The organism is Mycobacterium sp. E3251, assembly GCF_001666835.1.
Classification (GTDB): domain Bacteria; phylum Actinomycetota; class Actinomycetes; order Mycobacteriales; family Mycobacteriaceae; genus Mycobacterium.
In genome coordinates this window covers 62164-87874 of record NZ_LZJF01000059.1, presented here as the reverse complement: position 1 = coordinate 87874, position 25711 = coordinate 62164, and the positions used below count along the sequence as shown (strand labels likewise).

The 25711-nt window shown below is 70.2% G+C and carries 23 protein-coding genes, 1 tRNA gene and 1 pseudogene; 18 read left to right on the top strand and 7 right to left on the bottom strand.

Translation table 11 applies throughout. The annotated features are described in order from the left end of the window. Positions 1-37 precede the first annotated feature (37 nt). On the bottom strand, positions 38-1144 hold the full coding sequence (locus A5697_RS08045) for an FAD-dependent monooxygenase (protein WP_067946734.1): 1107 nt from the start codon (positions 1142-1144) through the stop codon (positions 38-40). Positions 1145-1214: 70 nt separating this feature from the next. Between A5697_RS08045 and A5697_RS08040 the strand changes: the two genes are divergently transcribed. The 16 genes from A5697_RS08040 to A5697_RS07965 all read left to right on the top strand — a co-directional run bounded on the left by A5697_RS08040 (position 1215) and on the right by A5697_RS07965 (position 18415). Further along, positions 1215-1820 carry a TetR/AcrR family transcriptional regulator gene (locus A5697_RS08040; RefSeq protein ID WP_197500953.1) on the top strand — a complete coding sequence of 202 codons (606 nt, stop codon included), beginning with the start codon at positions 1215-1217 and terminating at the stop codon, positions 1818-1820. 63 nt (positions 1821-1883) lie between these two features. After that, a complete protein-coding gene (locus A5697_RS08035; RefSeq protein WP_068009559.1) occupies positions 1884-3446 on the top strand; it encodes a UDP-N-acetylmuramoyl-L-alanyl-D-glutamate--2,6-diaminopimelate ligase in 1563 nt (520 codons plus the stop codon). Beyond that, positions 3443-4969 (top strand): UDP-N-acetylmuramoyl-tripeptide--D-alanyl-D-alanine ligase, encoded by a 1527-nt coding sequence (murF, locus tag A5697_RS08030; RefSeq protein WP_068009557.1) that lies wholly within the window; start codon positions 3443-3445, stop codon positions 4967-4969. Before A5697_RS08035 ends, murF begins: the two co-directional genes overlap by 4 nt. Next, a complete protein-coding gene (gene mraY, locus A5697_RS08025; protein WP_067946726.1) occupies positions 4966-6045 on the top strand; it encodes a phospho-N-acetylmuramoyl-pentapeptide-transferase in 1080 nt (359 codons plus the stop codon). The genes murF and mraY overlap by 4 nt, the downstream gene beginning before the upstream one ends. A gap of 1 nt (position 6046) precedes the next feature. Further along, positions 6047-7504 carry a UDP-N-acetylmuramoyl-L-alanine--D-glutamate ligase gene (gene murD / locus A5697_RS08020; RefSeq protein ID WP_156673210.1) on the top strand — a complete coding sequence of 486 codons (1458 nt, stop codon included), beginning with the start codon at positions 6047-6049 and terminating at the stop codon, positions 7502-7504. 6 nt (positions 7505-7510) lie between these two features. Continuing rightward, the gene (gene ftsW / locus A5697_RS08015; RefSeq protein WP_068009554.1) at positions 7511-9157 is read left to right on the top strand and encodes a putative lipid II flippase FtsW; all 1647 of its coding nucleotides are present in this window, start codon (positions 7511-7513) and stop codon (positions 9155-9157) included. Continuing rightward, complete coding sequence (gene murG / locus A5697_RS08010; protein WP_067946722.1) at positions 9154-10374, top strand: undecaprenyldiphospho-muramoylpentapeptide beta-N-acetylglucosaminyltransferase; 1221 nt, start codon at positions 9154-9156, stop codon at positions 10372-10374. Before ftsW ends, murG begins: the two co-directional genes overlap by 4 nt. Next, entirely contained in the window at positions 10371-11831 is a 1461-nt protein-coding gene (gene murC, locus A5697_RS08005; RefSeq protein WP_067946720.1) for a UDP-N-acetylmuramate--L-alanine ligase, read from the top strand. Before murG ends, murC begins: the two co-directional genes overlap by 4 nt. A gap of 32 nt (positions 11832-11863) precedes the next feature. Next, positions 11864-12808 carry a cell division protein FtsQ/DivIB gene (locus A5697_RS08000; protein ID WP_068009574.1) on the top strand — a complete coding sequence of 315 codons (945 nt, stop codon included), beginning with the start codon at positions 11864-11866 and terminating at the stop codon, positions 12806-12808. 222 nt (positions 12809-13030) lie between these two features. After that, a complete protein-coding gene (gene ftsZ, locus A5697_RS07995) occupies positions 13031-14182 on the top strand; it encodes a cell division protein FtsZ (RefSeq protein ID WP_067946718.1) in 1152 nt (383 codons plus the stop codon). A 101-nt stretch (positions 14183-14283) separates the two neighbouring features. Next, on the top strand, positions 14284-14988 hold the full coding sequence (gene pgeF, locus A5697_RS07990) for a peptidoglycan editing factor PgeF (protein ID WP_068009552.1): 705 nt from the start codon (positions 14284-14286) through the stop codon (positions 14986-14988). Positions 14989-14993: 5 nt separating this feature from the next. Continuing rightward, positions 14994-15770: a YggS family pyridoxal phosphate-dependent enzyme gene (locus A5697_RS07985; protein WP_156673207.1), complete on the top strand. Its 777-nt coding sequence runs from the start codon at positions 14994-14996 to the stop codon at positions 15768-15770. 62 nt (positions 15771-15832) lie between these two features. Then, the gene (locus A5697_RS07980; RefSeq protein WP_067946711.1) at positions 15833-16486 is read left to right on the top strand and encodes a cell division protein SepF; all 654 of its coding nucleotides are present in this window, start codon (positions 15833-15835) and stop codon (positions 16484-16486) included. A 146-nt stretch (positions 16487-16632) separates the two neighbouring features. Next, positions 16633-16923, top strand: a complete 291-nt coding sequence (locus tag A5697_RS07975) for a YggT family protein (RefSeq protein WP_007170773.1) — start codon at positions 16633-16635, stop codon at positions 16921-16923. 259 nt (positions 16924-17182) lie between these two features. Further along, the gene (locus tag A5697_RS07970) at positions 17183-17992 is read left to right on the top strand and encodes a DivIVA domain-containing protein (RefSeq protein ID WP_068009548.1); all 810 of its coding nucleotides are present in this window, start codon (positions 17183-17185) and stop codon (positions 17990-17992) included. Positions 17993-18088: 96 nt separating this feature from the next. Beyond that, the gene (locus A5697_RS07965) at positions 18089-18415 is read left to right on the top strand and encodes a hypothetical protein (RefSeq protein WP_068009545.1); all 327 of its coding nucleotides are present in this window, start codon (positions 18089-18091) and stop codon (positions 18413-18415) included. 3 nt (positions 18416-18418) lie between these two features. Here A5697_RS07965 and A5697_RS07960 read toward each other — a convergent pair. The 5 genes and pseudogenes from A5697_RS07960 to A5697_RS07940 form a co-directional block, all read right to left on the bottom strand. Further along, positions 18419-19114, bottom strand: a pseudogene (locus tag A5697_RS07960) (phosphoribosyltransferase); the annotation flags it as partial. Between the two features lie 34 nt (positions 19115-19148). Further along, positions 19149-19511, bottom strand: a complete 363-nt coding sequence (locus A5697_RS07955; RefSeq protein ID WP_068009539.1) for an STAS domain-containing protein — start codon at positions 19509-19511, stop codon at positions 19149-19151. After that, complete coding sequence (locus A5697_RS07950; protein ID WP_082953294.1) at positions 19508-20611, bottom strand: B12-binding domain-containing protein; 1104 nt, start codon at positions 20609-20611, stop codon at positions 19508-19510. The genes A5697_RS07955 and A5697_RS07950 overlap by 4 nt, the downstream gene beginning before the upstream one ends. Then, a complete protein-coding gene (locus A5697_RS07945; protein ID WP_067946701.1) occupies positions 20608-22269 on the bottom strand; it encodes a PP2C family protein-serine/threonine phosphatase in 1662 nt (553 codons plus the stop codon). Before A5697_RS07945 ends, A5697_RS07950 begins: the two co-directional genes overlap by 4 nt. 204 nt (positions 22270-22473) lie before the next feature. Continuing rightward, positions 22474-22559 (bottom strand) — tRNA-Leu (locus A5697_RS07940). Between the two features lie 95 nt (positions 22560-22654). Here A5697_RS07940 and A5697_RS07935 point away from each other — a divergent pair. Further along, positions 22655-24019 carry a M20/M25/M40 family metallo-hydrolase gene (locus A5697_RS07935; protein ID WP_068009536.1) on the top strand — a complete coding sequence of 455 codons (1365 nt, stop codon included), beginning with the start codon at positions 22655-22657 and terminating at the stop codon, positions 24017-24019. A 30-nt stretch (positions 24020-24049) separates the two neighbouring features. Beyond that, entirely contained in the window at positions 24050-24580 is a 531-nt protein-coding gene (locus tag A5697_RS07930) for a YbhB/YbcL family Raf kinase inhibitor-like protein (RefSeq protein ID WP_067946697.1), read from the top strand. 40 nt (positions 24581-24620) lie between these two features. Here the strand turns inward: A5697_RS07930 and A5697_RS07925 are convergent, their stop codons facing one another. After that, on the bottom strand, positions 24621-25703 hold the full coding sequence (locus A5697_RS07925; protein WP_197500955.1) for a quinone-dependent dihydroorotate dehydrogenase: 1083 nt from the start codon (positions 25701-25703) through the stop codon (positions 24621-24623). Positions 25704-25711: the final 8 nt, after the last annotated feature.

Genomic DNA, 25711 nt, shown 5'->3' with positions numbered 1-25711 from the left:
GCCGACCCACGGCGGCGTGGACGTCGAGCGCCCGTGTTTAGCCCTGAGCCCTGAAAGCGCGGTTGCGGGCGTCGATCTGTTGTTGGGTCGCCGGAACCAGGCGGTCGCCTCCGGGCGCCGCCATTGCCTGAATCCTGGTCGCGTGCTCTCGCTGCTCGCGGTCGTATTGCTGCAACGCGGGGGGAATGTCGTCGGGGTGGTCGCGCAGAGCTTGGGCGAGAAACCATGCGCCGGTCAGAGCCAGGCTGGTGCCGCGGCCGGTCAGGTTGGAGGTGCAGTGCGCGGCGTCGCCGACGAGCACCACGCGGCCGCGGTGCCAGGCGGGCAGGTGAATCTGGCTGACGGAATCGAAGTACAGGTCCGGGTCCGCGACCGCCGCATCGAGGAGTTGGGGGATTCGCCATTCGGTGTGTCCGGCGAAGGCGTCGGTGAGGATTCGCTTCTGGGCGTCCAGGTCGTGGTAATCGTATTCGATCCAGTCCGATCGAAACATGAAGACCGCCAACGCTTTGTCGTTGTAGGCGGCGATGCCGATCAGGTGACCCGGGAAGTTGTACATCGGGTTGATGCGGCCGTTGGGCGTGTAATTCGGCAGGGCGGCCAGGGCGACGTAGAAGCCGAGGTGGCGCAGAAACTGCTGTTCGGGCCCGAACGTCAGGCGGCGCACGGCCGAGTGCATCCCGTCGGCGCCGACGACCAGTTCGTAGCGCTCACGGGTGCCCGAGGCGAACCGGACGTCCACACCGCGGTCGTCGGCTTCGAGTTCGGCGATCGATTCTTCGAATCGCACCTCCGTCGCCGGCCCCAGGCGGTTGTAGAGGATGTTGGTGAGGTCTTCGCGGGGAATCTCGATGTCGTCGGACGAGTCGTTGATCTCATCGAGTGGCGGTTCGGCCACGACGGCGCCGTCCGCGTCGACGAATTGCACGCGCTCGCTCATGTCGACCCGGCGGTCGAGAATTTGTCCGAGCACCCCCATCTTGTCGGCGATGCGAATGGCGTCGTCGCCGCGAATGTCGATGGGGGATCCGTTGACCCGCAGATGGTTGGCGCGCTCGACGATGGTGACGTCGTGGCCGTCGGCGCCCAGGTCGATGGCCACGCTCAGGCCCGCGATTCCGGCGCCGGAAACGAGAATCCGCATCTGGTTCCCCTCCTTCAAATAAGATACATGCCGTATCCTATGACCATAGGTCCGGCTGATAGGAAACGCAATGTCTCTTAATGCGACCGGTCCGAACCGTCGTCGCCGCGGCCCCGCGTTGGAGGAAGCGTTGCTGGACGCCGCGTGGACCGAGCTGACCGAACGCGGTTATGACGACATGACGATGGATGCCGTGGCCGTGCGGGCGGGCACGAGTCGCGCGGTGCTGTACCGGCGCTGGCCCAACAAGCAGGAGCTCGTGCTCGCCGCGCTGGCGCACGAGGTGCGAAAGGATGTCGTCGTCGTACCCGACACGGGCAGCCTGCGCGGCGACGTCATCGAACTGCTTCGGCAGGCCAACAAGCTCAGGGTGGGGTTGGCGGTGGCGTTGATGACCCGGCTGGGCGGCTTCTACGAGCAGACCGGCCGCAGCCTGGCCGACCTCAGGGCGTTCGTACTCGGCGACCGCGACGCGGTGTTGGAACAGGTTCTCCAGCGGGCCATCGACCGTGGCGAGATCCAGCCGGAACAGGTCACGGAACGGATCGCGCGGGTGCCCGTGGAGTTGTTTCGCTACGAGATCATGATGACGCTGCAACCCCTGTCCGACCACACCATCGTGGACATCGTCGACACCATCTTTCTGCCGCTGCTCGAATCGCGTAAGGCCCGGTGACGCCCGCGTGGGCGCGGGGAGACCGCGCGCCCGCCGCTCCTCGGTAGGGTGTCATGGCCGATCATGAGGACCACGCGCGTGGACGGGAGGTGTGCCGTGCCCACTGATTTGCGCCCCAGCGCCGGCGCTGGCACGCCCCTGCCCGCGCTGGCGGCCCAGGTCGGGGCGGTGCTCGCCGACCGCGGCGCTGCGGTGCCCGACGTGGCCGTCACCGGGGTGACGCTGCGCGGCCAGGACGTGCGGCCCGGCGACCTGTTCGCCGCGCTGACGGGCGCCTCGACGCACGGGGCCCGCTACGCGGCGGAGGCGATCGAGAAGGGCGCCGTCGCGGTCCTGACCGACGCCGCCGGGGTCGCGGAGATGGGTGCGTCGGCATCGGCCGTCCCGACGCTCGTGCACCCGGCGCCCCGCAGCGTGCTCGGCGCCCTGGCCGCCACGGTGTACGGGCACCCGTCGGAGCGGACGACGGTGGTCGGGATCACCGGAACCTCCGGCAAGACCACCACGACGTATCTGGTCGAATCCGGGTTGCGCGCGGCCGCGCGCACGGCCGGGCTGATCGGCACCGTCGGCATCCGCATCGACGGCGCCGACGTTCCGAGCGCGCTGACCACCCCGGAGGCCCCCGCGCTGCAGGCCATGTTCGCGGCGATGGCCGAGCGCGGCGTCGACACCGTCGTCATGGAGGTGTCCAGCCACGCGCTGGCGCTGGGCCGGGTGGACGGCACCGGGTTCGCGGTGGGCGCTTTCACCAACCTGTCCCGCGACCACCTCGACTTTCACCCCACCATGGCGGACTACTTCGAGGCCAAGGCGAAGCTGTTCGATCCGGCGTCGCCGCTGCGGGCCCGCCGGGTCGTGGTCTGCGTCGACGACGACGCCGGGCGCGCCATGGCCGCCCGCGCCGGTGACGCGATCACCGTCAGCACCGGCGACCAGCCCGCGCACTGGCGCGCCATGGACGTGATCCCGCTGGGTGCCGGAGGGCAGCAGTTCACCGCGATCGATCCCGCCGGCGTGCGCCATCGGGTGGGCATTCGGCTGCCGGGGCATTACAACATCGCCAATTGCCTTGTCGCGCTGGCGATTTTGGATGCGGTGGGCGTGTCACCGGAGCAGGCGGCGCCGGGGCTGCTGGAAACCCGGGTGCCCGGTCGCATGGAAGACATCGACTGCGGCCAGGATTTCCTCGCGCTGGTCGACTACGCCCACAAGCCGGGCGCGCTGCGGGCGGTGCTGACCACCCTGGCGCGCCCGGGTCGCCGGCTGGCGGTGGTGTTCGGCGCCGGCGGCGAGCGCGACCCGGGCAAGCGGGCGCCGATGGGCGCGACCGCGGCCGAGCTGGCCGACCTGGTCGTTGTCACCGACGACAACCCCCGCGGCGAGGACCCCGCCGCCATTCGCCGCGAGATCCTGGCCGGGGTGGCCGAGAGCCGCAGTGCGGCCGAGGTGGTCGAGATCGGCGACCGGCGCGCGGCGATCGAACACGCGGTGGCCTGGGCCGGGCCGGGCGACGTGGTCCTGGTGGCGGGCAAAGGCCACGAAACCGGCCAGCGCGCGGCGGGGGAGGTCCGTCCCTTCGACGATCGGGTGGAGCTGGCCCGGGCGCTGAAGGCGCGGCAATGATCGACCTGACCGTCGCGCAGGTCGCCGACATCGTGGGCGGAACGCTGGCCGACATCTCGCCGCAGGCCGCCGCGGGGCTCCGCGTCACCGGCACCGTCGAATTCGACTCGCGCGCCGTCGGTCCCGGCGGGCTGTTCCTCGCGCTGCCGGGGGCCCACGCCGACGGGCACGACTACGCGGGCGCGGCGGCGGCGGCCGGCGCGGTGGCCGTGCTGGCCGCCCGGCCGGTGGGGGTGCCGGCCATCGTGGTGCCTCCGGCGGCGGCCGCCCGCGCCGATGGCGGCCTGGCCGGGGTGCTCGAACACGACACCGACGGCTCGGGCGCGGCGGTGCTGGCCGCGCTGGCCAAGCTGGCCAAGGCGGTGGCCGCGGAGCTGGTCGCCGGCGGCCTGACCATCGTCGGCATCACGGGTTCGTCGGGGAAGACGTCGACCAAAGACCTCGTCAAAGCCGTGCTCGAGCCGCTGGGCGAGGTAATCGCCCCGCCCGGGTCGTTCAACAACGAGCTCGGACATCCCTGGACCGTGTTGCGCGCGACGCGGGACACCGACTACCTGGTCCTCGAGATGTCGGCCCGCCATCCCGGCAATATCGCCGCGCTGGCGGAGATCGCCCCGCCGACGATCGGGGTGGTGCTCAACGTCGGCACCGCCCACTTGGGCGAGTTCGGCTCCCGGGAAGCCATCGCGCGCACCAAATCCGAACTGCCCCAAGCCGTTCCGTCGTCCGGAGTGGTCGTCCTCAACGCCGACGACCCGATCGTGGCGGCGATGGCCGACGTCACCGAGGCGCGGGTGGTGCGGGTCGGCCGGTCCAGCCGCACCGATTCCGGTCCCAGCGACGTCTGGGCCGACGGAGTGTCGCTGGACGAACTGGCCAGGCCCCGCTTTACCCTGCACGCGATGGACAGCGCGGTCGAGGTGCGGCTGGGCGTGTACGGCGACCACCAGGTCGCCAACGCGCTGTGCGCCGCCGCCGTCGCGCTGCAATGCGGCGCCACCGTCGAGCAGGTCGCCGCCGCGCTGTCGCAAGCCGGGCCGGTGTCGCGGCACCGGATGCACGTGACCACCCGCGCGGACGGGGTCACGGTGATCGACGACGCCTACAACGCCAACCCCGACTCGATGCGCGCCGGGCTGCAGGCGCTGGCCTGGATCGCCCACGGCGCCGACGAAAAGCGCAGGAGCTGGGCGGTGCTCGGCGAAATGGCCGAGCTCGGCGACGACGCGGTGGCCGAACACGATCGCATCGGCCGGCTGGCGGTGCGCTTAGATGTGTCTCGACTTGTCGTCGTGGGAAGTGGGAGGTCGATGAGCGCCATGCACCACGGAGCGGTCATGGAGGGCTCGTGGGGAGCTTCCGGTGATCGGGGGGCCGTCAACGTGGCCGACGCCGACGCCGCGCTCGCGTTGCTGCGCGCCGAAGTCCGGCCCGGCGACGTGATCCTGGTCAAGGCCTCCAACGCGGCCGGCCTGGGCGCGCTGGCGGACGCGCTCGTGACCGAGGGCGGGACGGGCGCGTGAGGCAGATCCTGATCGCCGTGGCCGTCGCGCTCGCCGTGTCAATCCTGTTGACCCCCGCGCTGATTCGGTTGTTCACCCGGCAAGGCTTCGGCCATCACACCCGCGAGGACGGCCCGCCCAGCCATCACGCCAAGCGCGGCACGCCGTCGATGGGCGGGGTGGCGATCCTGGCCGGCATCTGGGCGGGATACCTCGGGACGCACCTGGCCGGGCTGGCGTTCGACGGCGAGGGCGTTTCCGCGTCGGGCCTGCTGGTGCTGGGCCTGGCGACCGTGCTCGGTGGCGTCGGCTTCCTCGACGACCTGATCAAGGTTCGCCGGTCGCGCAACCTCGGGTTGAACAAGACGACGAAAACCATCGGGCAGGTCGCCGCCGCGGTGCTGTTCGGCGTGCTGGTGTTGCGGTTCCGCAATGGCAGCGGGTTGACACCGGCCAGCTCGGACCTGTCCTACGTGCGCGAAATCGCCACGGTCACTTTGGCTCCGGGGCTGTTCGTGTTGTTCTGCGTGGTCGTCGTCAGCGCCTGGTCCAACGCGGTCAATTTCACCGACGGCCTGGACGGGCTGGCGGCCGGCTGCATGGCGATGGTCACCGCCGCCTACGTGTTGATCACCTTCTGGCAGTACCGCAACGCCTGCGTCACCGCGCCGGGGCTGGGCTGCTACAACGTGCGCGACCCGCTGGACCTGGCGCTCGTCGCGGCCGCCACCGCGGGCGCCTGCATCGGCTTCTTGTGGTGGAACGCCGCTCCCGCAAAGATTTTCATGGGCGACACCGGGTCGCTTGCCCTGGGCGGCATCATCGCGGGCCTTTCGGTGACCAGCCGCACCGAGATCCTCGCCGTCGTGCTGGGGTCGCTGTTCGTCGCCGAGGTCACCTCGGTGGTGCTGCAAATCCTGGCGTTTCGCACCACCGGGCGCCGGGTGTTCCGGATGGCACCCTTCCACCACCATTTCGAGTTGGCCGGCTGGGCCGAAACCACGGTGATCATCCGCTTCTGGCTGCTCACGGCGATCACCTGTGGCCTGGGCGTGGCCCTCTTCTACGGTGAGTGGCTGGGCGCGATCGGTGCCTGACGTGCCCGGGCTCGAGCCCTTGGCGCCGGGCGCACCCGTGCTGGTGGCCGGCGGCGGCGTCACCGGCAAGGCGGTGCTGGCGGCCCTGGCCCGGTTCGGCGCGGCGCCCACCCTGTGCGACGACGACCCGGCCACGTTGCGCCGCTACGCGGAGACCGGCGTGGCGACCGCGACCACGTCGGTGGCCACCCAACGCGTTGCGGAGTACGCCCTGGTGGTCACCAGCCCGGGATTTCGGCCGGACACACCGCTGCTGGTCGCCGCGGCGGCGGCCGGAGTGCCGGTCTGGGGCGACGTGGAATTGGCCTGGCGGCTCGACGCGGCGGGCCAGTACGGGCCGCCGCGGCGCTGGCTGGTGGTGACCGGCACGAACGGCAAGACCACCACGACGTCGATGCTGCACGCGATGTTGACCGCCGCGGGCCGCAGCAGCCTGTTGTGCGGCAATATCGGCGATCCCGTCCTCGATGTCCTGGACGCGCCCGCCGACCTGCTGGCCGTCGAGCTGTCCAGCTTCCAGCTGCAGTGGGCGCCCTCGGTACGGCCCGAGGCGGGTGTCGTCCTCAACATCGCCGAAGACCACCTGGATTGGCACTCCACCATGGCCGAGTACACGGCGGCCAAGGCGCGGGTGCTCGACGGCCGGGTGGCGGTCGTGGGGCTCGACGACGCCCGGGCGGCCGCGTTGCTGGACACCGCCGCGGCCCCGGTGCGCGTCGGCTTCCGGCTCGGCGAGCCGGCGGCGGGCGAATTGGGCGTGCGCGACGGCCAACTCATCGACCGCGCCTTCGCCGACGACCTCGCGCTGCTGCCCGTCGAGACGATCCCGGTCCCGGGGCCCGTCGGCATCCTCGATGCGCTTGCCGCGGCGGCGCTGGCGCGCAGCGTCGGTGTGCCGGCCGACGCGATCGCCGAGGCGATCGCGTCGTTCCGGGTGGGCCGACACCGGGCCGAGGTGGTCGCGGTCGCCGACGGGATCACCTACGTCGACGACTCGAAGGCCACCAACCCGCACGCCGCCGAGGCGTCCGTGCTGGCGTACCCCCGCGTGGTGTGGGTAGCGGGCGGTTTGCTCAAGGGCGCATCGGTGGACGCGGAGGTCGCCAGGATGGCCCCCCGGCTGGTGGGCGCGGTGCTCATCGGCCGAGATCGCGAAGAGGTTGCAGAGGCGTTATCGCGACACGCGCCGGATGTCCCCGTCGTCCAGGTTGTGACAGGCGAGGATGCTGATATGAATGCGACGGCTGTGGCCATTGGTGCAAATGTGACAGAAGTGAAACATTCGGGCGGCGGCCTCGGCACTTCCGTCATGACCGCGGCGGTGGCCGCGGCCCGCGACCTGGCCCGGCCCGGCGACACGGTGTTGCTGGCCCCGGCCGGCGCGTCGTTCGACCAGTTCAGCGGGTATGCCGACCGTGGCGACGCCTTCGCCGCCGCCGTCCGCGCGGCCACCCGGTAGGCGGGCGTGGGTAATCCGCTGGCCCGGCTGAGGCGCCGGGGCAAGGCAACCGAAGCGACCGCCGACACCGCCGCGGCCGAGCCGGGAGAGGCCGACGCCGACGAGGCGACCGGCCCCGTGGACACGGCCAGCACGTCTGAGGCCAAGCCGGCTGCAAAAGCGCAGGCCAAAATCGGCGAGCGCAACCGGTTCGGGGCCTGGCTGAGCCGGCCCATGACCTCGTTCCACCTCATCATCGCGGTGACCGCGCTGCTGACCACGCTTGGTCTGATCATGGTGCTCTCGGCGTCGGGTGTGCGGTCCTACGACGCCGACGGGTCGGCGTGGGTGATCTTCGGCAAGCAGGTGTTGTGGACGGTGATCGGCCTGGTCGCCTGCTACGCCTCGATGCGCATGTCGGTGCGGTTCATCCGCCGCGTCGCCTTCACCGGCTACGTCGTCACGGTCATCCTGTTGGTGCTCGTGCTGGTGCCGGGCATCGGAAACCTGGCCAACGGGTCGCGGAAGTGGTTCGTCATCGCCGGCTTCTCCATGCAGCCGTCCGAGCTGGCCAAGATCGCCTTCGCGATCTGGGGTGCCCATCTGCTGGCGGCCCGCCGGGGGGAGCGGGCGTCGCTGCGCGAAATGCTCATCCCGCTGGTGCCGGCCGCGGTCATCGCGCTGGCGCTGATCGTGGCCCAGCCCGACCTGGGGCAGACGGTGTCGCTGGGCATCATCCTGCTGGCGCTGCTGTGGTACGCCGGCCTGCCGCTGCGCGTCTTCGCCACCTCGCTGCTGGCGGTCTTCATGGCCGGCGCGATCCTGGCCATGTCCGCGGGTTACCGCTCGGACCGGGTGAAGTCCTGGATGAACCCCGAGAACGACCCCATGGACACCGGCTACCAGGCCCGCCAGGCGAAGTTCGCCCTGGCGCACGGCGGCATCTTCGGCGACGGCCTGGGGCAGGGCGTGGCCAAGTGGAACTACCTGCCCAACGCTCACAACGACTTCATCTTCGCGATCATCGGCGAGGAACTGGGCTTCGTCGGCGCGTTCGGCCTGCTGGTCCTGTTCGGGTTGTTCGCCTACACCGGGATGCGCATCGCCCGCCGCTCGGCCGACCCGTTCCTGCGGCTGCTGACCGCCACCACGACGATGTGGGTGCTGGGCCAGGCGTTCATCAACATCGGTTACGTGATCGGGATCCTGCCGGTGACCGGGATTCAGCTGCCCCTCATCTCCGCGGGCGGAACCTCCACGGCGGCAACGCTTTTCATGATCGGGATCATGGCCAACGCGGCACGTCACGAGCCCGAGGCGGTGGCGGCCCTGCGCGCCGGCCGCGACGACAAGGTGAACCGGTTCCTGCGGCTGCCGCTGCCCCAGCCGTACGCGCCGACCCGGCTGGAGTCGTTCCGCGACCGTAAGCGCGGCGGCAAGCAACCGGCCAAGGGCGCCCCTTCGCGCAACGGCACCCGAAAGGCCGCCCAGGCGCCCGCCCCCAAGCGTTCCCGCAAGGCCTCCGTCAAGGCCCAGGAACCGCTGCGGCCGGCCTTCTCCCGTACAGCCGCCCGGCCGGCCCGCAGGGCGGTGCATCATGGATCTGGCCAGCGATACGCCGGCCAGCGTCAAGCACGGCGCGCTCGCGCATTGGAAGGTCAGCGTTACGGGTGAACGACACGGTCAGCAAGCCGGCCGGCGGGCTGGGGGCAACCCCCCAGCCCGCCGGTGCCGCGTTGTCGGCTCTTAAGCCTTCCAAGCCGCTGTCGGTCGTGCTGGCCGGCGGTGGCACCGCCGGCCACGTGGAGCCCGCGATGGCGGTCGCCGACGCGCTGAGCGCGCTCGACCCGCAGGTGCGCATCACCGCGCTGGGCACCCACCGCGGGCTGGAGACCCGGCTGGTGCCCGAGCGCGGTTACCACCTCGAGCTGATCACGCCGGTGCCGTTGCCGCGCAAGCCCACCGGCGACCTGGCCCGGCTGCCCCCGCGGGTATGGCGCGCGGTCCGGGAGGTCCGGGCCGTGCTCGACGAGGTCGACGCCGACGTCATCATCGGGTTCGGCGGATACGTGGCGCTACCGGCGTACCTCGCCGCCCGCGGGATTCCCCGCGGCCTCGGCCGCAGGCGCCGGGTCCCGGTGTTGATCCACGAGGCCAACGCCAGCGCCGGGCTGGCCAACCGGGTCGGCGCCCGCCGTGCCGACCGGGTGCTCTCCGCGGTGCCCGATTGCGGCCTGCCGCGCGCCGAGGTGGTCGGCATACCGGTGCGGGAGGCCATCACCTCGCTGGACCGCGCCGCCCTGCGCGCCGAGGCGCGCAGGCACTTCGGCTTCGCCGACGACGCGCGGGTGTTGCTGGTGTTCGGCGGCTCGCAGGGTGCCGTGTCGCTGAACCGGGCCGTGTCCGCCGCCGCCGCCGACCTGGCCGCCGCGGGCGTCTCGGTGCTGCACGCGCACGGACCGAAAAACACCCTCGAGCTGCGGCAGAGCCAACCGGGTGATCCGCCGTACGTGGCGGTGCCCTATCTCGACCGGATGGACCTGGCCTACGCCGCCGCCGACCTGGCGATCTGCCGTTCGGGCGCGATGACCGTCGCCGAGGTCTCGGCGGTCGGATTGCCGGCCATCTATGTGCCCCTGCCGATCGGCAACGGCGAGCAGCGGCTCAATGCGCTGCCGGTGGTCAACGCCGGGGGCGGCATGGTGGTCGCCGACGCCGCCTTGACGCCGGAGCTGGTCGCCCGCGAGGTGGCCGGGCTGCTCAACGACCCGCCGCGGTTGGCGGCGATGACGGCGGCCGCCGCGCGCGTGGGGCACCCCGACGCGGCGCGCCAAGTGGCACAGGCGGCGCTGGACATCGCCAGGAAGGCAGCGGCGGGAGGGCGACGGTGAACGCCGAGCAGCTGCCGCCCGAGCTGCAGCGGGTGCACATGGTGGGCATTGGCGGAGCCGGCATGTCGGGCATCGCCCGCATCCTGCTGGACCGCGGCGCGCTGGTATCCGGGTCGGATGCCAAGGAGTCGCGCGGGGTGCACGCGTTGCGGGCCCGGGGCGCGTCGATCCGCATCGGCCACGACGCATCATCGCTCGACCTGCTGCCGGGCGGCCCCACCGCGGTCATCACCACCCACGCCGCCATCCCGAAGACCAACCCCGAGCTCGTCGAAGCCCGACGGCGCGGCATCCCGGTGATCCTGCGGCCCGCTGTGCTGGCCCGGTTGATGGACGGGCGCACGACGCTGATGGTCACCGGCACCCACGGCAAGACCACGACGACGTCGATGTTGATCGTGGCGCTGCAGCACTGCGGACGTGACCCGTCGTTCGCGGTCGGCGGCGAGATGGGGGAGGCCGGCACCAACGCCCATCACGGCAGCGGCGACTGCTTCGTGGCCGAGGCCGACGAAAGCGACGGCTCGCTGCTCGAGTACACGCCCAACGTCGCGGTGGTCACCAACATCGAGGCCGATCACCTGGACTTCTACGGGAGCGCCGACGCCTACGTCGGCGTGTTCGACGCCTTCGTGGAGCGGCTCGCGCCGGGGGGAGCGCTGGTGGTGTGCGTCGACGACCCGGGCGCGGCCGCGCTGGCGGAGCGCACCGCCGAGCTGGGAATTCGGGTGCTGCGCTACGGATCCGCGCCGGAGAAGGACCACGCCGCCACCCTGTTGTCCTGGGAGCAGCAGGGCACCGAGGCGGTCGCGCACGTCCAGCTGGCTGGCGAGAAGTATCCCCGGGTGATGCGGCTTTCGGTGCCCGGACGGCACATGGCGCTCAACGCGTTGGGCGCGCTACTGGCGGCGATCGAGATCGGCGCACCGGTCGACTCGGTGCTCGATGGGCTGGCCGGTTTCGAGGGCGTGCGCCGCCGGTTCGAACTCGTGGGCAACGCCGGTTCGGTGCGGGTCTTCGACGACTACGCCCACCATCCCACCGAGATCAGCGCCACCCTGGCGGCGGTCCGCACGGTCCTCGAGCAGAGCGGCGGTGGTCGCAGCCTGGTGGTTTTCCAGCCCCATTTATATTCGCGCACAAAGGAATTCGCCGCGGAGTTCGGGCGCGCGCTCGATGCGGCCGACGAGGTGTTCGTCCTCGATGTCTACGGCGCGCGCGAGCAACCGCTCGCCGGCGTCAGCGGCGCCAGTGTCGCCGAGCACGTCAGCGCGCCGGTGCGCTACCTGCCCAACTTCTCGGCCGTGGCCGAGCAGGTGGCCGCGGCGGCCGGGCCGGGCGACGTCATCGTCACCATGGGCGCGGGCGACGTGACCTTGCTCGGGCCGGAGATCGTGACCGCGCTGCGGGCGCGGGACAACCGCAGCGCGCCCGGCCGCCCGGGAGTGTTGCGATGACCCAGCCGAACGACGCCGACCGACCGGCGTCGATGCGGGCCGCGGAGCGGTCGGCCGAAGACGCGGGCAATCTGCACGTGGGCGAGCCCGCCGGGGACGACGCCACCGAACCGCTGTTCGTCGGGGGGCCCGGGGCCGAAACCCCGGTCACTCCGGACGAATTCGAGGGACCGCGCCGGCGGGCCCGCCGCGAAAGGGCCGAACGGCGGGCCGCGCAGGAGCGTGCCACCGCCATCGAAGAGGCCCGCCGGGAGGCCAAACGCCGGGTCACCGGCCGCACGGCCGACGAGCCCAAACCCGTCGCGCGGGGCGTGGTCCGTGGCTTGAAGATGCTGTTGGTCACGGTCTTGCTGGTCGTCCTCGGGATCGGGCTTGCGCTCATCCTCTACTTCACGCCCGCGATGTCGGCCCGCAACATCGTCGTGGTCGGCACCGGGGTGGTGACCCGGGAAGAGGTGCTGGACGCGGCGCGGGTGCGCCCGGGGACGCCGCTGCTGCAGATCAACACCAACCAGGTAGCCGACCGGGTGGCGGCGATCCGGCGGGTGGCCAGCGCGCGGGTGCAGCGGCAGTATCCGTCGGCGCTGCGCATCACCATCGTCGAGCGAGTTCCGGTGGCGGTGAAGGACTTTCCCGACGGCCCGCACCTCTTCGACCGTGACGGCGTCGATTTCGCGACCGGTCCGCCGCCGCCGGCGCTGCCGTATCTCGACGTCGCCGACCCGGGCCCGAACGACCCGGCGACCAAGGCCGCGCTGCAGGTGCTGACCGCGCTGCGGCCCGAGGTCGCCGGTCAGGTGGGCCGGGTCGCGGCCCCCTCGGTGGCCTCGATCACCTTGACGCTGGGAGACGGCCGCACCGTCATCTGGGGGACGACCGATCGCACCGACGAGAAGGCCGAGAAGCTGGCCGCGCTGCTGACGCAGCCCGGGCGGACCTACGACGTCTCGAGCCCCGACCTTCCCACGGTGAAGTAACGACGCCGGCTGTGACCGCCGTAACAGAAAAAATTTGCGGGCGGCGCGTCGGCGCGCCTGCGGGGTTAGGGCGCGCCATACCCATACCGTTCTGGTTGCGCGGAACTACTTGACATAACTCTAACTCTATGGTTGAGGTTGAGGGTTTGCCAGGGAGGACCGCGGACGCTCGGGAGGAAACCCGTCGCGCAGAACTGAGCCCACCAGGGAGGAAAACGAATGATGACCCCCCCGCATAACTACCTGGCCGTGATCAAGGTCGTGGGTATCGGTGGCGGCGGCGTCAACGCCGTGAACCGAATGATCGAGCAGGGCCTCAAGGGCGTGGAGTTCATCGCGATCAACACCGACGCGCAGGCGCTGTTGATGAGCGATGCCGACGTCAAGCTCGACGTCGGCCGCGACTCCACCCGCGGGCTGGGCGCCGGCGCGGACCCGGAGGTCGGCCGCAAGGCCGCCGAGGACGCCAAGGATGAGATCGAGGAGCTGCTGCGCGGCGCGGACATGGTGTTCGTCACCGCTGGCGAGGGCGGCGGGACGGGCACCGGCGGCGCGCCGGTCGTGGCCAGCATCGCGCGCAAGCTGGGCGCCTTGACCGTCGGCGTGGTCACCCGGCCGTTCTCGTTCGAGGGCAAGCGGCGCGGCAACCAGGCCGAGAGTGGCATCTCCGCGTTGCGCGAGAGCTGCGACACCCTCATCGTGATCCCCAACGACCGGCTGCTGCAGATGGGCGACGCCGCCGTGTCCTTGATGGATGCGTTCCGCAGCGCGGACGAGGTGCTGCTCAACGGCGTCCAGGGCATCACCGACCTGATCACCACCCCCGGCCTGATCAACGTCGACTTCGCCGACGTCAAGGGCATCATGTCCGGCGCGGGCACCGCCCTGATGGGCATCGGCTCCGCGCGCGGCGAAGGACGCTCGCTCAAGGCGGCCGAGATCGCGATCAACTCACCGCTGCTGGAAGCCTCGATGGAGGGCGCCCACGGCGTGCTGATGTCGATCGCCGGCGGCAGTGACCTGGGCCTGTTCGAGATCAACGAGGCGGCCTCGCTGGTGCAGGACGCCGCCCATCAGGACGCCAACATCATCTTCGGCACGGTCATCGACGATTCGTTGGGTGACGAGGTGCGCGTCACGGTCATCGCGGCGGGTTTCGACGCCGCAGGCGCCGGCCGCAAGCCCGTGGTGGGAGGCACTGCCGCGGAGAAGGGCGGGGCGCACCGGATCGAGTCGGCGAAGGCCGGCAAGCTCACCTCGACGCTGTTCGAACCCGTCGACGCCGTCAGCGTGCCGGTCCACACCAACGGCGCCACGCTGAATATCGGCGGTGACGACGACGACGTCGACGTGCCGCCGTTCATGCGCCGCTGAGAGTCTCGATTCGCTTGCCAGTGCGCGACAAACCGGCCACGAAAGATAGGCGCCGGATGGCGCTGCCCGCTGGCAGGCGGTGCACTCCGGATACTGAAAAGGTGAGCGTGCGCATCCGGCGGGTGACCACCAGCCGCGCGGGCGGTGTCTCGGGACCACCGTTCGACACCTTCAACCTCGGCGACCACGTCGGCGACGATCCGGCTGCCGTCGCCGCCAACCGGAACCGACTGGCCGCCGCCATCGGCCTGGGCCCCGACCGCGTGGTGTGGATGAACCAGGTCCACGGTGATCGGGTCGAGGTGGTCGACGGACCCCGGGATGCCGTCGACGGCACCGACGCGTTGGTGACCAGCACCCCGCGACTGGCGCTGGCCGTGGTGACGGCCGACTGTGTGCCGGTGCTGTTGGGCGACGCGCGCGCCGGGGTGGCCGCGGCGGTGCATGCGGGCCGCGTCGGCGCCCAGCTCGGGGTGGTGGCCCGCACCGTGGAGGCGATGCTGAGGCTGGGCGCGCATGTCGAGGACATCTCGGCCCTGCTGGGCCCGGCGGTCAGCGGGCGCAACTACGAGGTGCCCGCGGCCATGGCCGACGAGGTGGAGGTCGCATTGCCCGGCAGTCGCACCACGACCGCGGTGGGCACTCCCGGGCTCGACCTTCGGGCCGGAATCGCTGGCCAGCTAAAGCAATTGGGCGTCACGGCCATCGATATCGATCCCCGGTGCACCGTGGCCGACCCGACGTTGTTCAGTCACCGCCGGGACGCCCCAACCGGGCGGCTCGCCTCGCTGGTGTGGATGGAGTGACTGCGATGGGGGCGCCGGAGGGTCACAGCGACCGGGAAACGGAATTGACCCACGCATTAGCGGCGGTGCGTTCGCGCCTTGCGGCGGCAGCGGAAGCCGCGGGTCGCAATGTCGGGGAAATCGAACTTCTGCCGATTACCAAATTCTTTCCAGCAACCGATGTCGTGACTTTGTCGCGATTGGGTTGCCGGGCCGTCGGCGAATCGCGGGACCAGGAAGCGTCGGCAAAAGTGAGCGAAGTCACGAAACTTTTGGCGGCTTCGTCGCGGGCGGACGTGCCGCCCCTGCGCTGGCACATGGTGGGCCACATTCAGCGAAACAAAGCCCGGTCGGTTGCCCGCTGGGCGCACACCGCCCACTCGGTGGACAGCTCCCACCTCGTCAGCGCTCTCGATCGGGGCGTTTCGGCGGCCCTGGCCGAGGGCCGCCGCTCCGATCCGATGCGGGTCTACGTTCAGGTCAGCCTCGACGGCGACGAGACGCGGGGCGGCGTCGACATCTCGGCGCCGGGAGCGGTCGACCGATTGTGCGCGCAGGCCGAGGACGCGAAGTGCCTGGAACTGGCGGGTCTGATGGCCATTCCGCCGCTGGGTTCGAGTCCGGACGAGGCCTTCGAACGGCTGCGGACCGAGCACCTGCGCGTCCTGGAATCCCATCCGAACGCCGTCGGCCTGTCCGCCGGAATGTCCGACGATTTCGAAATTGCCGTCAAACACGGATCGACGTGTGTGCGTGTCGGTACCGCGCTATTGGGTCCCCGGCCGCTACCGTCACCGTATTAAGTCACTGTAGTCACATCTTCATCACTGACACCAAGCATCAGGGGCTAGAAGGGGTCAACGCAATGAGCACACTGCACAAAGTCAAGGCCTATTTCGGTATGGCCCCGATGGACGACTACGACGACGAGTATTACGACGACCACGCACCCTCCCGCGGCTTTCCGCGGCCGCGTTTCGACGACGGCTACGGACGCATGGAAGGCCGCTACGAGGGGCGCGACTACGACGACCCGCGCGAGCCCGCCGACTACGCGCCGCCAACCGGATACCGCGGCGGCTACGCGGAAGAGCCACGCTACGGCGCCGTCCACCCCCGCGACTTCGAGCGGCCCGAGATGGGCAGGCCGCGCTTCGGGTCCTGGTTGCGCAACTCCACCCGCGGCGCGCTGGCGATGGACCCGCGCCGGATGGCGATGATGTTCGAAGAGGGCCACCCGCTCTCGAAGATCACCACGCTGCGGCCCAAGGACTACAGCGAGGCCCGCACCATCGGCGAGCGGTTCCGCGACGGCACCCCGGTCATCATGGACCTGGTATCCATGGACAACGCCGACGCGAAGCGGCTGGTCGACTTTGCGGCCGGCTTGGCCTTCGCGTTGCGCGGCTCCTTCGACAAGGTGGCGACCAAGGTGTTCTTGCTCTCGCCCGCGGACGTGGACGTGTCCCCCGAGGAGCGTCGCCGGATCGCCGAAACCGGTTTCTACGCTTACCAATAACCCGCGGTTCAGCGGCGCCGGGTTCGGTGCCGCTTCGACGGCCGGACCGGCTGAGATGTGGCCCGAGGCGGGGAGTCGGTACGCTGGCAGGCGCCGCGAAAGTCCGCGGCGCTTGACATCTCATCGGTAAGGTCGGGGCTCTTCAGTTGGTGCTGTTCTTTCAGATCCTTGGGTTTGCGCTGTTCATCTTCTGGCTGCTGCTCATCGCCCGGGTCGTCGTCGAGTTCATTCGCTCGTTCAGCCGTGACTGGCATCCCACCGGGATCACGGTGGTGATCCTCGAGATCATCATGTCGATCACGGATCCGCCGGTGAAGTTGCTGCGGCGGCTGATCCCACAGCTCACCATCGGGGCGGTCCGTTTCGACTTGTCCATCATGGTGCTGCTGCTGGTCGCGTTCATCGGCATGCAGCTGGCCTTCGGCGCCGCGGCGTAGGCCGGACGGGCCCTCGGGCCGGCCCCCTTCCAGCCTGGAGACGGTTCGGCCACGTTTTAGCGTCGGTTTGGTGCCTGCGATTTAAAAATTCTTAGGTTTCGGATTTTATTGCCCTGAGCGTTTGAAATTGGTTCTTATTTATTGGCCTAAACAGCAACGGTCGCGCCTGGTGTGACAGGATGGACGGCAGTTGCACGACGGCTACCACTGCGTTCTACACTTTCCAGAACGTTAGACAGGAACTTGAGGGGACGAAACAATGCCGCTTACACCAGCCGACGTCCACAATGTGGCGTTCAGTAAGCCACCGATCGGCAAGCGGGGCTACAACGAAGACGAGGTCGACGCCTTCCTCGATCTGGTGGAGGCCGAGCTGACGCGGCTCATCGAAGAGAACAGCGATCTGCGTCAGCGGATCGAGGAGCTGGACCAGGAGCTCGCTGCCGGCGGTGGCGCCAGCGCCGCTCCCGCGGCCGCGCCCACCCAGGCGATCCCCGTCCCCGAGCCGGAGCCCGCGCCGAAGGCGGCGCCGGTCGCCGCCCCCGCCGCCCCCGCGGCTTCCGCGGCGAGCAACGAGGAACAGGCCATGAAGGCCGCGCGGGTCTTGAGCCTGGCGCAGGACACCGCCGACCGCCTGACCAGCACGGCCAAGGCCGAGTCGGACAAGATGCTGGCCGACGCCCGTGCCAACGCCGACCAGATTCTCACCGAGGCGCGCCAGACCGCCGAGACCACGGTCGCCGACGCCCGGCAGCGCGCCGACGCGATGCTCGCCGATGCGCAAACCCGCTCTGAAACCCAGCTGCGCCAGGCCCAGGAGAAGGCCGACGCCCTGCAGGCCGACGCCGAACGCAAGCACTCCGAGATCATGGGCACGATCAACCAGCAGCGCACCGTCCTGGAAGGCCGGCTCGAGCAGCTGCGCACCTTCGAACGCGAGTACCGGACCCGGCTCAAGACGTACCTGGAATCGCAGTTGGAGGAGCTCGGCCAGCGCGGATCGGCGGCGCCCGTCGACTCCAGCGCCGAAGCAGGCGGATTCGACCAATTCAATCGGGGTAACAACTAGCCTCACAGGCGTGCCGGACACTCGCCAAGCTGCGCGGTTGGCACACTGGACCTGCACACGAACTGGCTGTCCCGCTCGCCGCTGGGAGGATGACCGATGCTGATCATTGCGCTGGTACTGGCCCTGGTCGGGCTCGTCGCATTGGTGTTCGCCGTGGTCACGAGCAATGAGTTGGTGGCCTGGGTGTGCATCGGCGCGAGCGTGCTCGGCGTGGTGCTGTTGATCATCGACGCGTTGCAGGAGCGGCAGCGGCGCGACGCGGGCGGCGCGGCCCAGCAGGAGGACGAGGCTCAGGCCGAGGCCGGCGACGAGCCGGTCGACTACCCCGAGGACGCGCCGCACGAACCGGGCGGAGCTGACGCGGAGGCGACCGAACAGTCCGCGGTGTCGGCCGAGGGCCATGGCGACGAGGCCGCCAAGTAGCACTCAGCCGGTGGGTGTGGCGAGCGTCTCGCGCACCTCGTCGTCGCTGACCTGGTGAAAATCGCCGTACACCTGGCCGACGGCTTCGAATCCGGGCGGCATCGTCACGCATACCACCTCGTCGGCCTCGAGCCCGAGCTCGCGGCAGGTCGACGGCGGTCCTACCGGAACCGCGACAATTATCTTTTTGGGCGTCGAGCCGGCCCTGCCGGCTCGCACCGCTCGGACGGCGGCCAGCATGCTGGCGCCGGTGGCGATCCCGTCGTCCACCAGGATCACCACCTTGCCGCGGGGGTCGGACACCGGACGCCCGCCCCGATACGCGTTCTCGCGGCGGGCGAGTTCCGTTGTCTCGCTCTCGATCACGTCGCGTACTTCTTCGTCGGTGATGCGCAAGCTGGAAACGACGTCGTCGTTCATCACCAGGCCGCCGCCGCTGGCCACCGCGCCCATCGCGAGCTCCGACCAGCGCGGCACCCCGAGCTTGCGGACCAGGAACACATCCAGGGGGGCGTGCAGCGCCGCGGCGATCTCCCACGCCACCGGGACGCCGCCGCGGGCCAACCCGAAGACCAGCACGTCATCCCTGTCGCGGTAGGACATCAGCTGCTCGGCCAGCGCGTGACCGGCCTCGCGACGGTCACGGAACGTGCGCGTCGCAGTGCGCCGGAGGAATCCATTGGGTGTCATCGGTCGCATTCCACCCTACGGGCTTTCGTGGCGGCCGCGCCGGTCAGCGAACCCCGGTTTCTCCCGGGGCGTTCTGGCTCGCATTCGAGGCCGGCGCTGTCACGAGATGCTCGAACGTACCGGTCACGTCCAGGATGCGATCGAGGAATCGCGGCCGGTGGTCAAGGTGCAGGCGCACACCCGCCTGACAGCTGTGGCGATGCACGAGGAGGAGGGCGGACAGGCCCGCGGAATCGCAGAAGGCCAGTCCGGAGAGGTCGAGATGCAGGTCTGCCAGGGCGGGGTGGCGGCCGAGTAGTTGACCGGCGGCGTCGACCATGGCGTCGACGGTTTCGTAGACCAGGTCGCCGGAGACCTGTACGCACGCCGATCTTTCCGTCGTGGCGACGCTCAGGAACAGGTTCATCGTGACGCTCCCGGGCCGGCGACGGTGGCGAGGGCATCGTTTGCTACCCGCAGCAGGCGCTGGCTGCGTGGGAACTCCTTGAGTTGCGCGTCCAGCAAATCCAACGCGGGGTGAAGCGATGCCGCGGGAACGCCCCGGGCGGCGAGAATGTCGGCGGTCCAGGTGACGAAGTCGGCGAACAACGCGTCGTCGTCGGTGTACAGGCCGACGGTGAGGAAGTCGACGATGTGCGCGACGTCCTCGACGGTGTGCTGGCGCTGCGGTGTGGAGTAGGCGCGCATGGCGGGAAAGCGGTCCTCCAAATCGGCGACGGTGGACTTGACAAGCTGACCCGCGCTCCGGCTCACCATGGTGTACTCCTGGTCGGCCAGATGTGGCAGGTCATCGACCGGCTGTCGGCTGAAAGTGCGCCGAACGGCGGGGAATTCGCGGCGCAGGCGTTCGTCGGCGGTCCGCGCGTCGGGCGCCCACGCGTCGGCCCCCAGCTGCCTGGCGAAACGGCCGTCGCGGCCGAAGGCGGCCCCGCCGGCCAGGACGGGGAAACCGGCGGACTGGCACGCGATGATCGCGGCGTGCGCGTTGGGCAGCCGGGTGGGGATCGAGCAGGAGAGCGCCACGACGTCCGGTCCGTGCTGGTGCAGGTGGGCGATCAGGTGCGGGGTCGGGACCTGCGCCCCGAGGAAGTCGACGTGCCAGCCGCGCAGTCGCAGCACCTCTGCCAGCAGCCGGGCGGGCAAAGCGTGCCATTCGCCGTCCACGCACGCGAGAGTGACCCGGCCGCCGTGGGCGGGTACTTTGCCGGCGGGGTGGTGAGCCAGCGCGGCGATGACGCGGTCGTTGATGGCCGTGGCCGCGTGCTCCTGCGCGACGCTGATGCGGTTGGCGGCCCATTCGGTGCCCACCTTGTGCTGGATGGGAGCGATCACCTCCAGCAGCACGTCCTCGGGCGTCATGCCCGCATCCATCGCGGCGAACACGGTGGCTGCCGCCGCGTACTCGTCGCGGTTGGCGAGGGCCCCCCAGAGCCGCTCGCGGATCACGAGTTCCTCGCCGGCACCGGTCGCGCGTGCGGCGGTCGCATCGGTGTCGTAGGACCTCATGCCACGTACCTGCCGCGGGTGTGGCCGTCGACGGCGCTGAGGTGGGTGCGCTGCGGGGCGGTGATGGCGACGACCGCGATGTCGTCGTGCACGCGTTGCCCCACCCACTGCGCGGCCAGCATCAGGACGCGTTCGACGACGGCTTCGGCCGGCATGCCCGCGCATCCGGTCAGTGCGGCCGCCAGGCGCTCCTCGCCGAAGAAGTCATCGCCGAGCGGACCACCGCGGGCCTCGGTGATGCCGTCGGTGTACAGCACGCACGTCTCGCCCGGCGCCAGCGAAGTCTCGAACGACTGCACGGTGATGCGCTCCAGCGCGCCGACCAGCGTGCCCTTGGTGTCGGCCTCTTCCACCTGCCCGTTGTCGCGCACGATCAACGGCGGCGGATGCCCGGCGCAGGTCAACCGCAGCACCACCTGACCGTCCCGGTAGGCGACCGAGGCCAGGACCAACGTGGCGAACCGGGTGTGATCCGACGACAACATGGCGCGGTTGAGCAGCGTGAGCACACCCTCGTGGTCCTGCGCCAGCGGCGTCAGGGCCTGCAGCGTGTTGCGGATCTTGCCGGTCATCACCGCGGCTTCCAGCCCCTTGCCGCACACGTCGCCCAGCACCACCAGCGTCTCGTCCTCGGGCCGCGCCGCGGGATGGAAGTCGTAGAAGTCGCCGCCGACCACCTCGTAATCCTTCGAAGCCCGGTAGCCGCCAGCGAATTCGATGCCGTGCAGGCCGTGCAGCGGGGGAGGCAACAGGTCACGCATCAGGGTGCGGGTGATGGCGGCCTGTTCGGCATAGAGGCGTGCGGCGGACAACGCCGCCCCGGCGCGCGCGGCGAACAGGCCGGCGAAGAGTTCTTCGTCCGCGCTGTACCCCGGGCGATCGATGCGCCGAAGCAACACCAAAGCCCCCGCCGAAACCCCGTGCCCGGGCAGCGTCAGGATCATCACGGATCCCACTGGACCCGAGAAGTGTTGCGGCACAAGCCAATCCGGGACCGTCACGGGATCGATCCAGCCCGAGGATACCGGCGGGAATCCGTGCAGCGCCTCGCTCAAACCCGCCACCGTCGCCGGGTCGGCGCCGACACTGCACTGCTCCACGGGCCCCGCCGCACTGCTGTAGAAGACCGGCAGCCGCCGGCCGTGGCCCGCGGGAGCCACCAGCACCGCCGCGTCCGCCAGGTGCCGGGCGGCCATCTGCACCGTCGCTTCCCGGCAGCGGTCGACGTTGAGCGACGCGGTCAACACCGAAGACGCCTCGAGCAGGATCGCCGTGCGTTCCTGCTCGCGCGCCAGCGCTTCTTGCGCCTCCCGTAACAACTGGCCGGTGTCCTCGACCAGCGACCACGCCACCTCGCCGCTGGGCAGCACCGCTGCGTGCGCGTCGAATTTTCGACCCCCCACGCTTCCCGAGACGACGGAGGCGTTTCGATCGACCGCGCCGGGTTCAACTTGGACGAGGCGGTGGTGTGCGCGCGACAGCCAGTCGACGGACTCGTTGATCTGGCCGCCCTGCGTCGCGCCCGGCAGCAGGGACTGCGCCGACCCGCTCAGCGCCCGCACGATTCCCTCGCGGTCGATGACCAGCGTGGGGCACGGCACGGCCGCCCACAAAGCGTCGAGGTCGATCTCGACGCCTATGTGGGCACCATCATGCATGCGGTTGACCTGTCAACGCGGAAAGTTGATCTTGCTGACGTTACGCCGGCTCTAGGCGTACTGGGTTGGGGGAGAAGATCGTTCGTACTGGCCATGCGTCGAACGTGCAGAGAAGAGGCCTTTTCTCGACCCCGATAGCAATAACTCTATCAACACGGCCGGCGCTCCCGAGCTCCGACGCGAGAAGCGGCCCTGCGCCATGCGTGTCCGAGGGGGGACTTGAACCCCCACGCCCATTAGTAGGGCACTAGCACCTCAAGCTAGCGCGTCTGCCATTCCGCCACTCGGACAAGACCAACGAGAGTTGGCAGCTAAGGCTATCGGATTGTCTCACGCGCTCCCAACCCAGCCGGGCCGCTGAGCACCGCGCCCGGCGGCCCCGGCAATGGTAGGAAAGGTGGTTGTGACCGCCCAGACCGAGTTCCCGACCGGCCCAAGTGACGACGTCGTCGAGGTCGTCAGCAGGCTGATCCGGTTCGACACCACCAACACCGGCGAACCGGAGACCACGCGGGGCGAGGCCGAGTGCGCGCAGTGGGTCGCCGAGCAGCTGGCCCAGGTCGGCTACGCGCCCCAATATGTGGAGTCGGGGGCCCCGGGCCGCGGCAACGTGATCGCCCGCCTCGCGGGCGCCGACAGTTCGCGCGGCGCGCTGCTGATCCATGGGCACCTCGACGTGGTGCCGGCCGAGCCGGCCGAGTGGAGCGTGCACCCGTTTTCGGGTGCGGTCAAGGAAGGCTTCGTATGGGGCCGCGGCGCGGTCGACATGAAGGACATGGTCGGCATGATGATCGTGGTGGCCCGGCGGTTGAAGCAGGCGGGGATCGTGCCGCCGCGGGACCTGGTGTTCGCCTTCCTCGCCGACGAGGAACACGGCGGCACCTTCGGGGCGCAATGGCTGGTCGACAACCGGCCCGACCTGTTCGAGGGCGTCACGGAGGCGATCGGAGAAGTGGGCGGCTTCTCGTTGACCGTGCCCCGCCGCGACGGCGGCGAACGCCGGCTCTATTTGATCGAGACCGCCGAGAAGGGCTTGTCCTGGATGCGGCTGACCGCCCGCGGGCCGGCCGGACACGGATCGATGGTGCATGACCGCAACGCCGTCACCGCCGTCGCGGAGGCGGTCGCCCGGTTGGGCCGGCACCAGTTTCCCCTCGTGGTGACCGACACCGTCGCCCAGTTCCTGGCGGCGGTCAGTGAGGAGACCGGGCTGACGTTCGACGTCGAGTCGGGCGACCTGGCGGGGGCGGTCGAAAAGCTCGGCCCGATGGCCCGCATGCTCAAGGCCGTGCTGCACGACACCGCGAACCCGACGATGCTCAAGGCGGGGTACAAGGCGAACGTCGTCCCGGCCGTCGCGGAAGCGGTGGTCGACTGCCGAATCCTGCCGGGCCGCAAGGAGGCGTTCGAGGCCGAGGTCGACGAACTGCTCGGACCGGACGTCACGCGGGAATGGATCAAGGACTTCTCGTCGTATGAGACGAGCTTCGACGGCGATCTGGTGGACGCCATGAACGCGGCCGTGCTGGCCCTCGACCCGGACGGCCGCACGGTGCCCTATATGCTCTCCGGTGGTACCGACGCAAAATCGTTCGCGCGCTTGGGTATTCGTTGTTTCGGTTTCAGCCCGCTGCGGTTGCCGCCGGACCTCGATTTCACCGCGTTGTTCCATGGTGTCGACGAGCGGGTACCCGTTGACGCGCTGAGGTTCGGCACCGAGGTGCTGGCACACTTCCTGACACACTGCTGAAAGACACGACACGTAACGAGAGGATCGCTCATGAGCACCGCGCCCGACCCGTACGCCGCGCTGCCGCAGCTGCCGACGTTCACCCTGACGTCGGACTCGATCACCGACGGCCAGTCGCTGGCCAAGCCACAGGTCAGCGGGATCATGGGCGCGGGCGGAGAAGATGTCAGCCCGCAGTTGAGCTGGTCGGGGTTCCCGGGGGAGACCCGTAGCTTCGCCGTCACCGTCTACGACCCCGATGCGCCGACGGCCTCGGGATTCTGGCACTGGGCGGTGGCCAACCTGCCGGCCGACGTCACCGAACTGCCCGCGGGCGCGGGGGACGGCAGCGACCTGCCCGGTGACGCCCTGACTCTCGTCAACGACGCCGGGATGCGCCGCTACATCGGTGCCGCGCCGCCGCCCGGGCACGGGCCGCACCGCTACTACATCGCGGTGCACGCCGTGGACGTCGACAAGCTGGACCTCGGCGAGGACGCCAGCCCGGCGTACCTCGGCTTCAACCTGTTCCAGCACGCGATCGCGCGCGCCGTTATTCACGGCATCTACGAACAGAAGTAGCCGCTCGTCCTACCCCGGCCGGCTGTCGGTGTGCGGTCGCTTAGCCCGCCGGGCCACCGGACCTCGGCGCAGCCGAGCCAACGGCATCGCTGATCGAATCGAACCCGCCCTCGCGCAGCCGGCGGGCGATGCCGTCGTGAATGTGCTTGGGCCACAAGCCTCCTCCGTAGATGAAGCCGGTATAGCCCTGCAGCAGCGACGCGCCCGCGGTGATGCGCTCCCACGCGTCGTCGGCCGTCTCGATGCCGCCGACGCTGATCAGCACCAGCCGGTCGCCGACCCGCCCGTAGAGCCGCCGCAACACCTCGGCGGCGCGGCGTGCCACCGGCGGCCCGGAAATGCCGCCGGGTCCCAGCGCGTCGACCCCCGGCGTCCGAAGGCCCGCACGCGACACGGTGGTGTTGGTGGCGACGATCCCGGCCACGCCCAGCTCGACGGCCAGGTCGGCGACGTCGTCGAGGTCGGCGTCGGAAAGATCGGGCGCGATCTTGACCAACACCGGCTTCGAGGTCTCGGCGAGGACGGCCGACAGGATGGGCCGCAGCGACTCGACGGCCTGCAGGTCGCGCAGTCCGGGCGTGTTCGGCGAGCTGACGTTGACCACCAGGTAGGACGCCAGCGGCCCGACCAGGCGGGCGCTGGCCCGGTAGTCGTCGACAGCGTCGGCGGCCGGTGTGGACTTCGTCTTGCCGATGTTGACCCCGATCGGAATGTCGGGCCGGTGACGCGCGAGCTGGATCGCCAGCGCGCCGGCGCCGAGGTTGTTGAAGCCCATCCGGTTCAACAGGGCGCGGTCGGCGGGCAGCCGGAACATGCGCGGGGGCGGGTTGCCGGGCTGTGCGTTCGCGGTGACCGTGCCGACCTCGGCGTAGCCGAACCCCAGCGCGCCCCAGGTCATTAACCCCTTGCCGTCCTTGTCGAAGCCGGCCGCCAGCCCGAGCGGCCCCGGGAAGCGCACCCCGAACACCGTGCTCGCCAGCACCGGATCGGTGGGGCCGAACATCCGGTGCAACAGCCGCCGCGCTAGGGCGACGGCGGTGGCGCCGCGCAGCACCCCGAAGACCAGCGTGTGGATGCGCTCGGGCGGAACCAGGAAGAACAGCCGTCGCACCAGGCGGTACAAACCGCCTT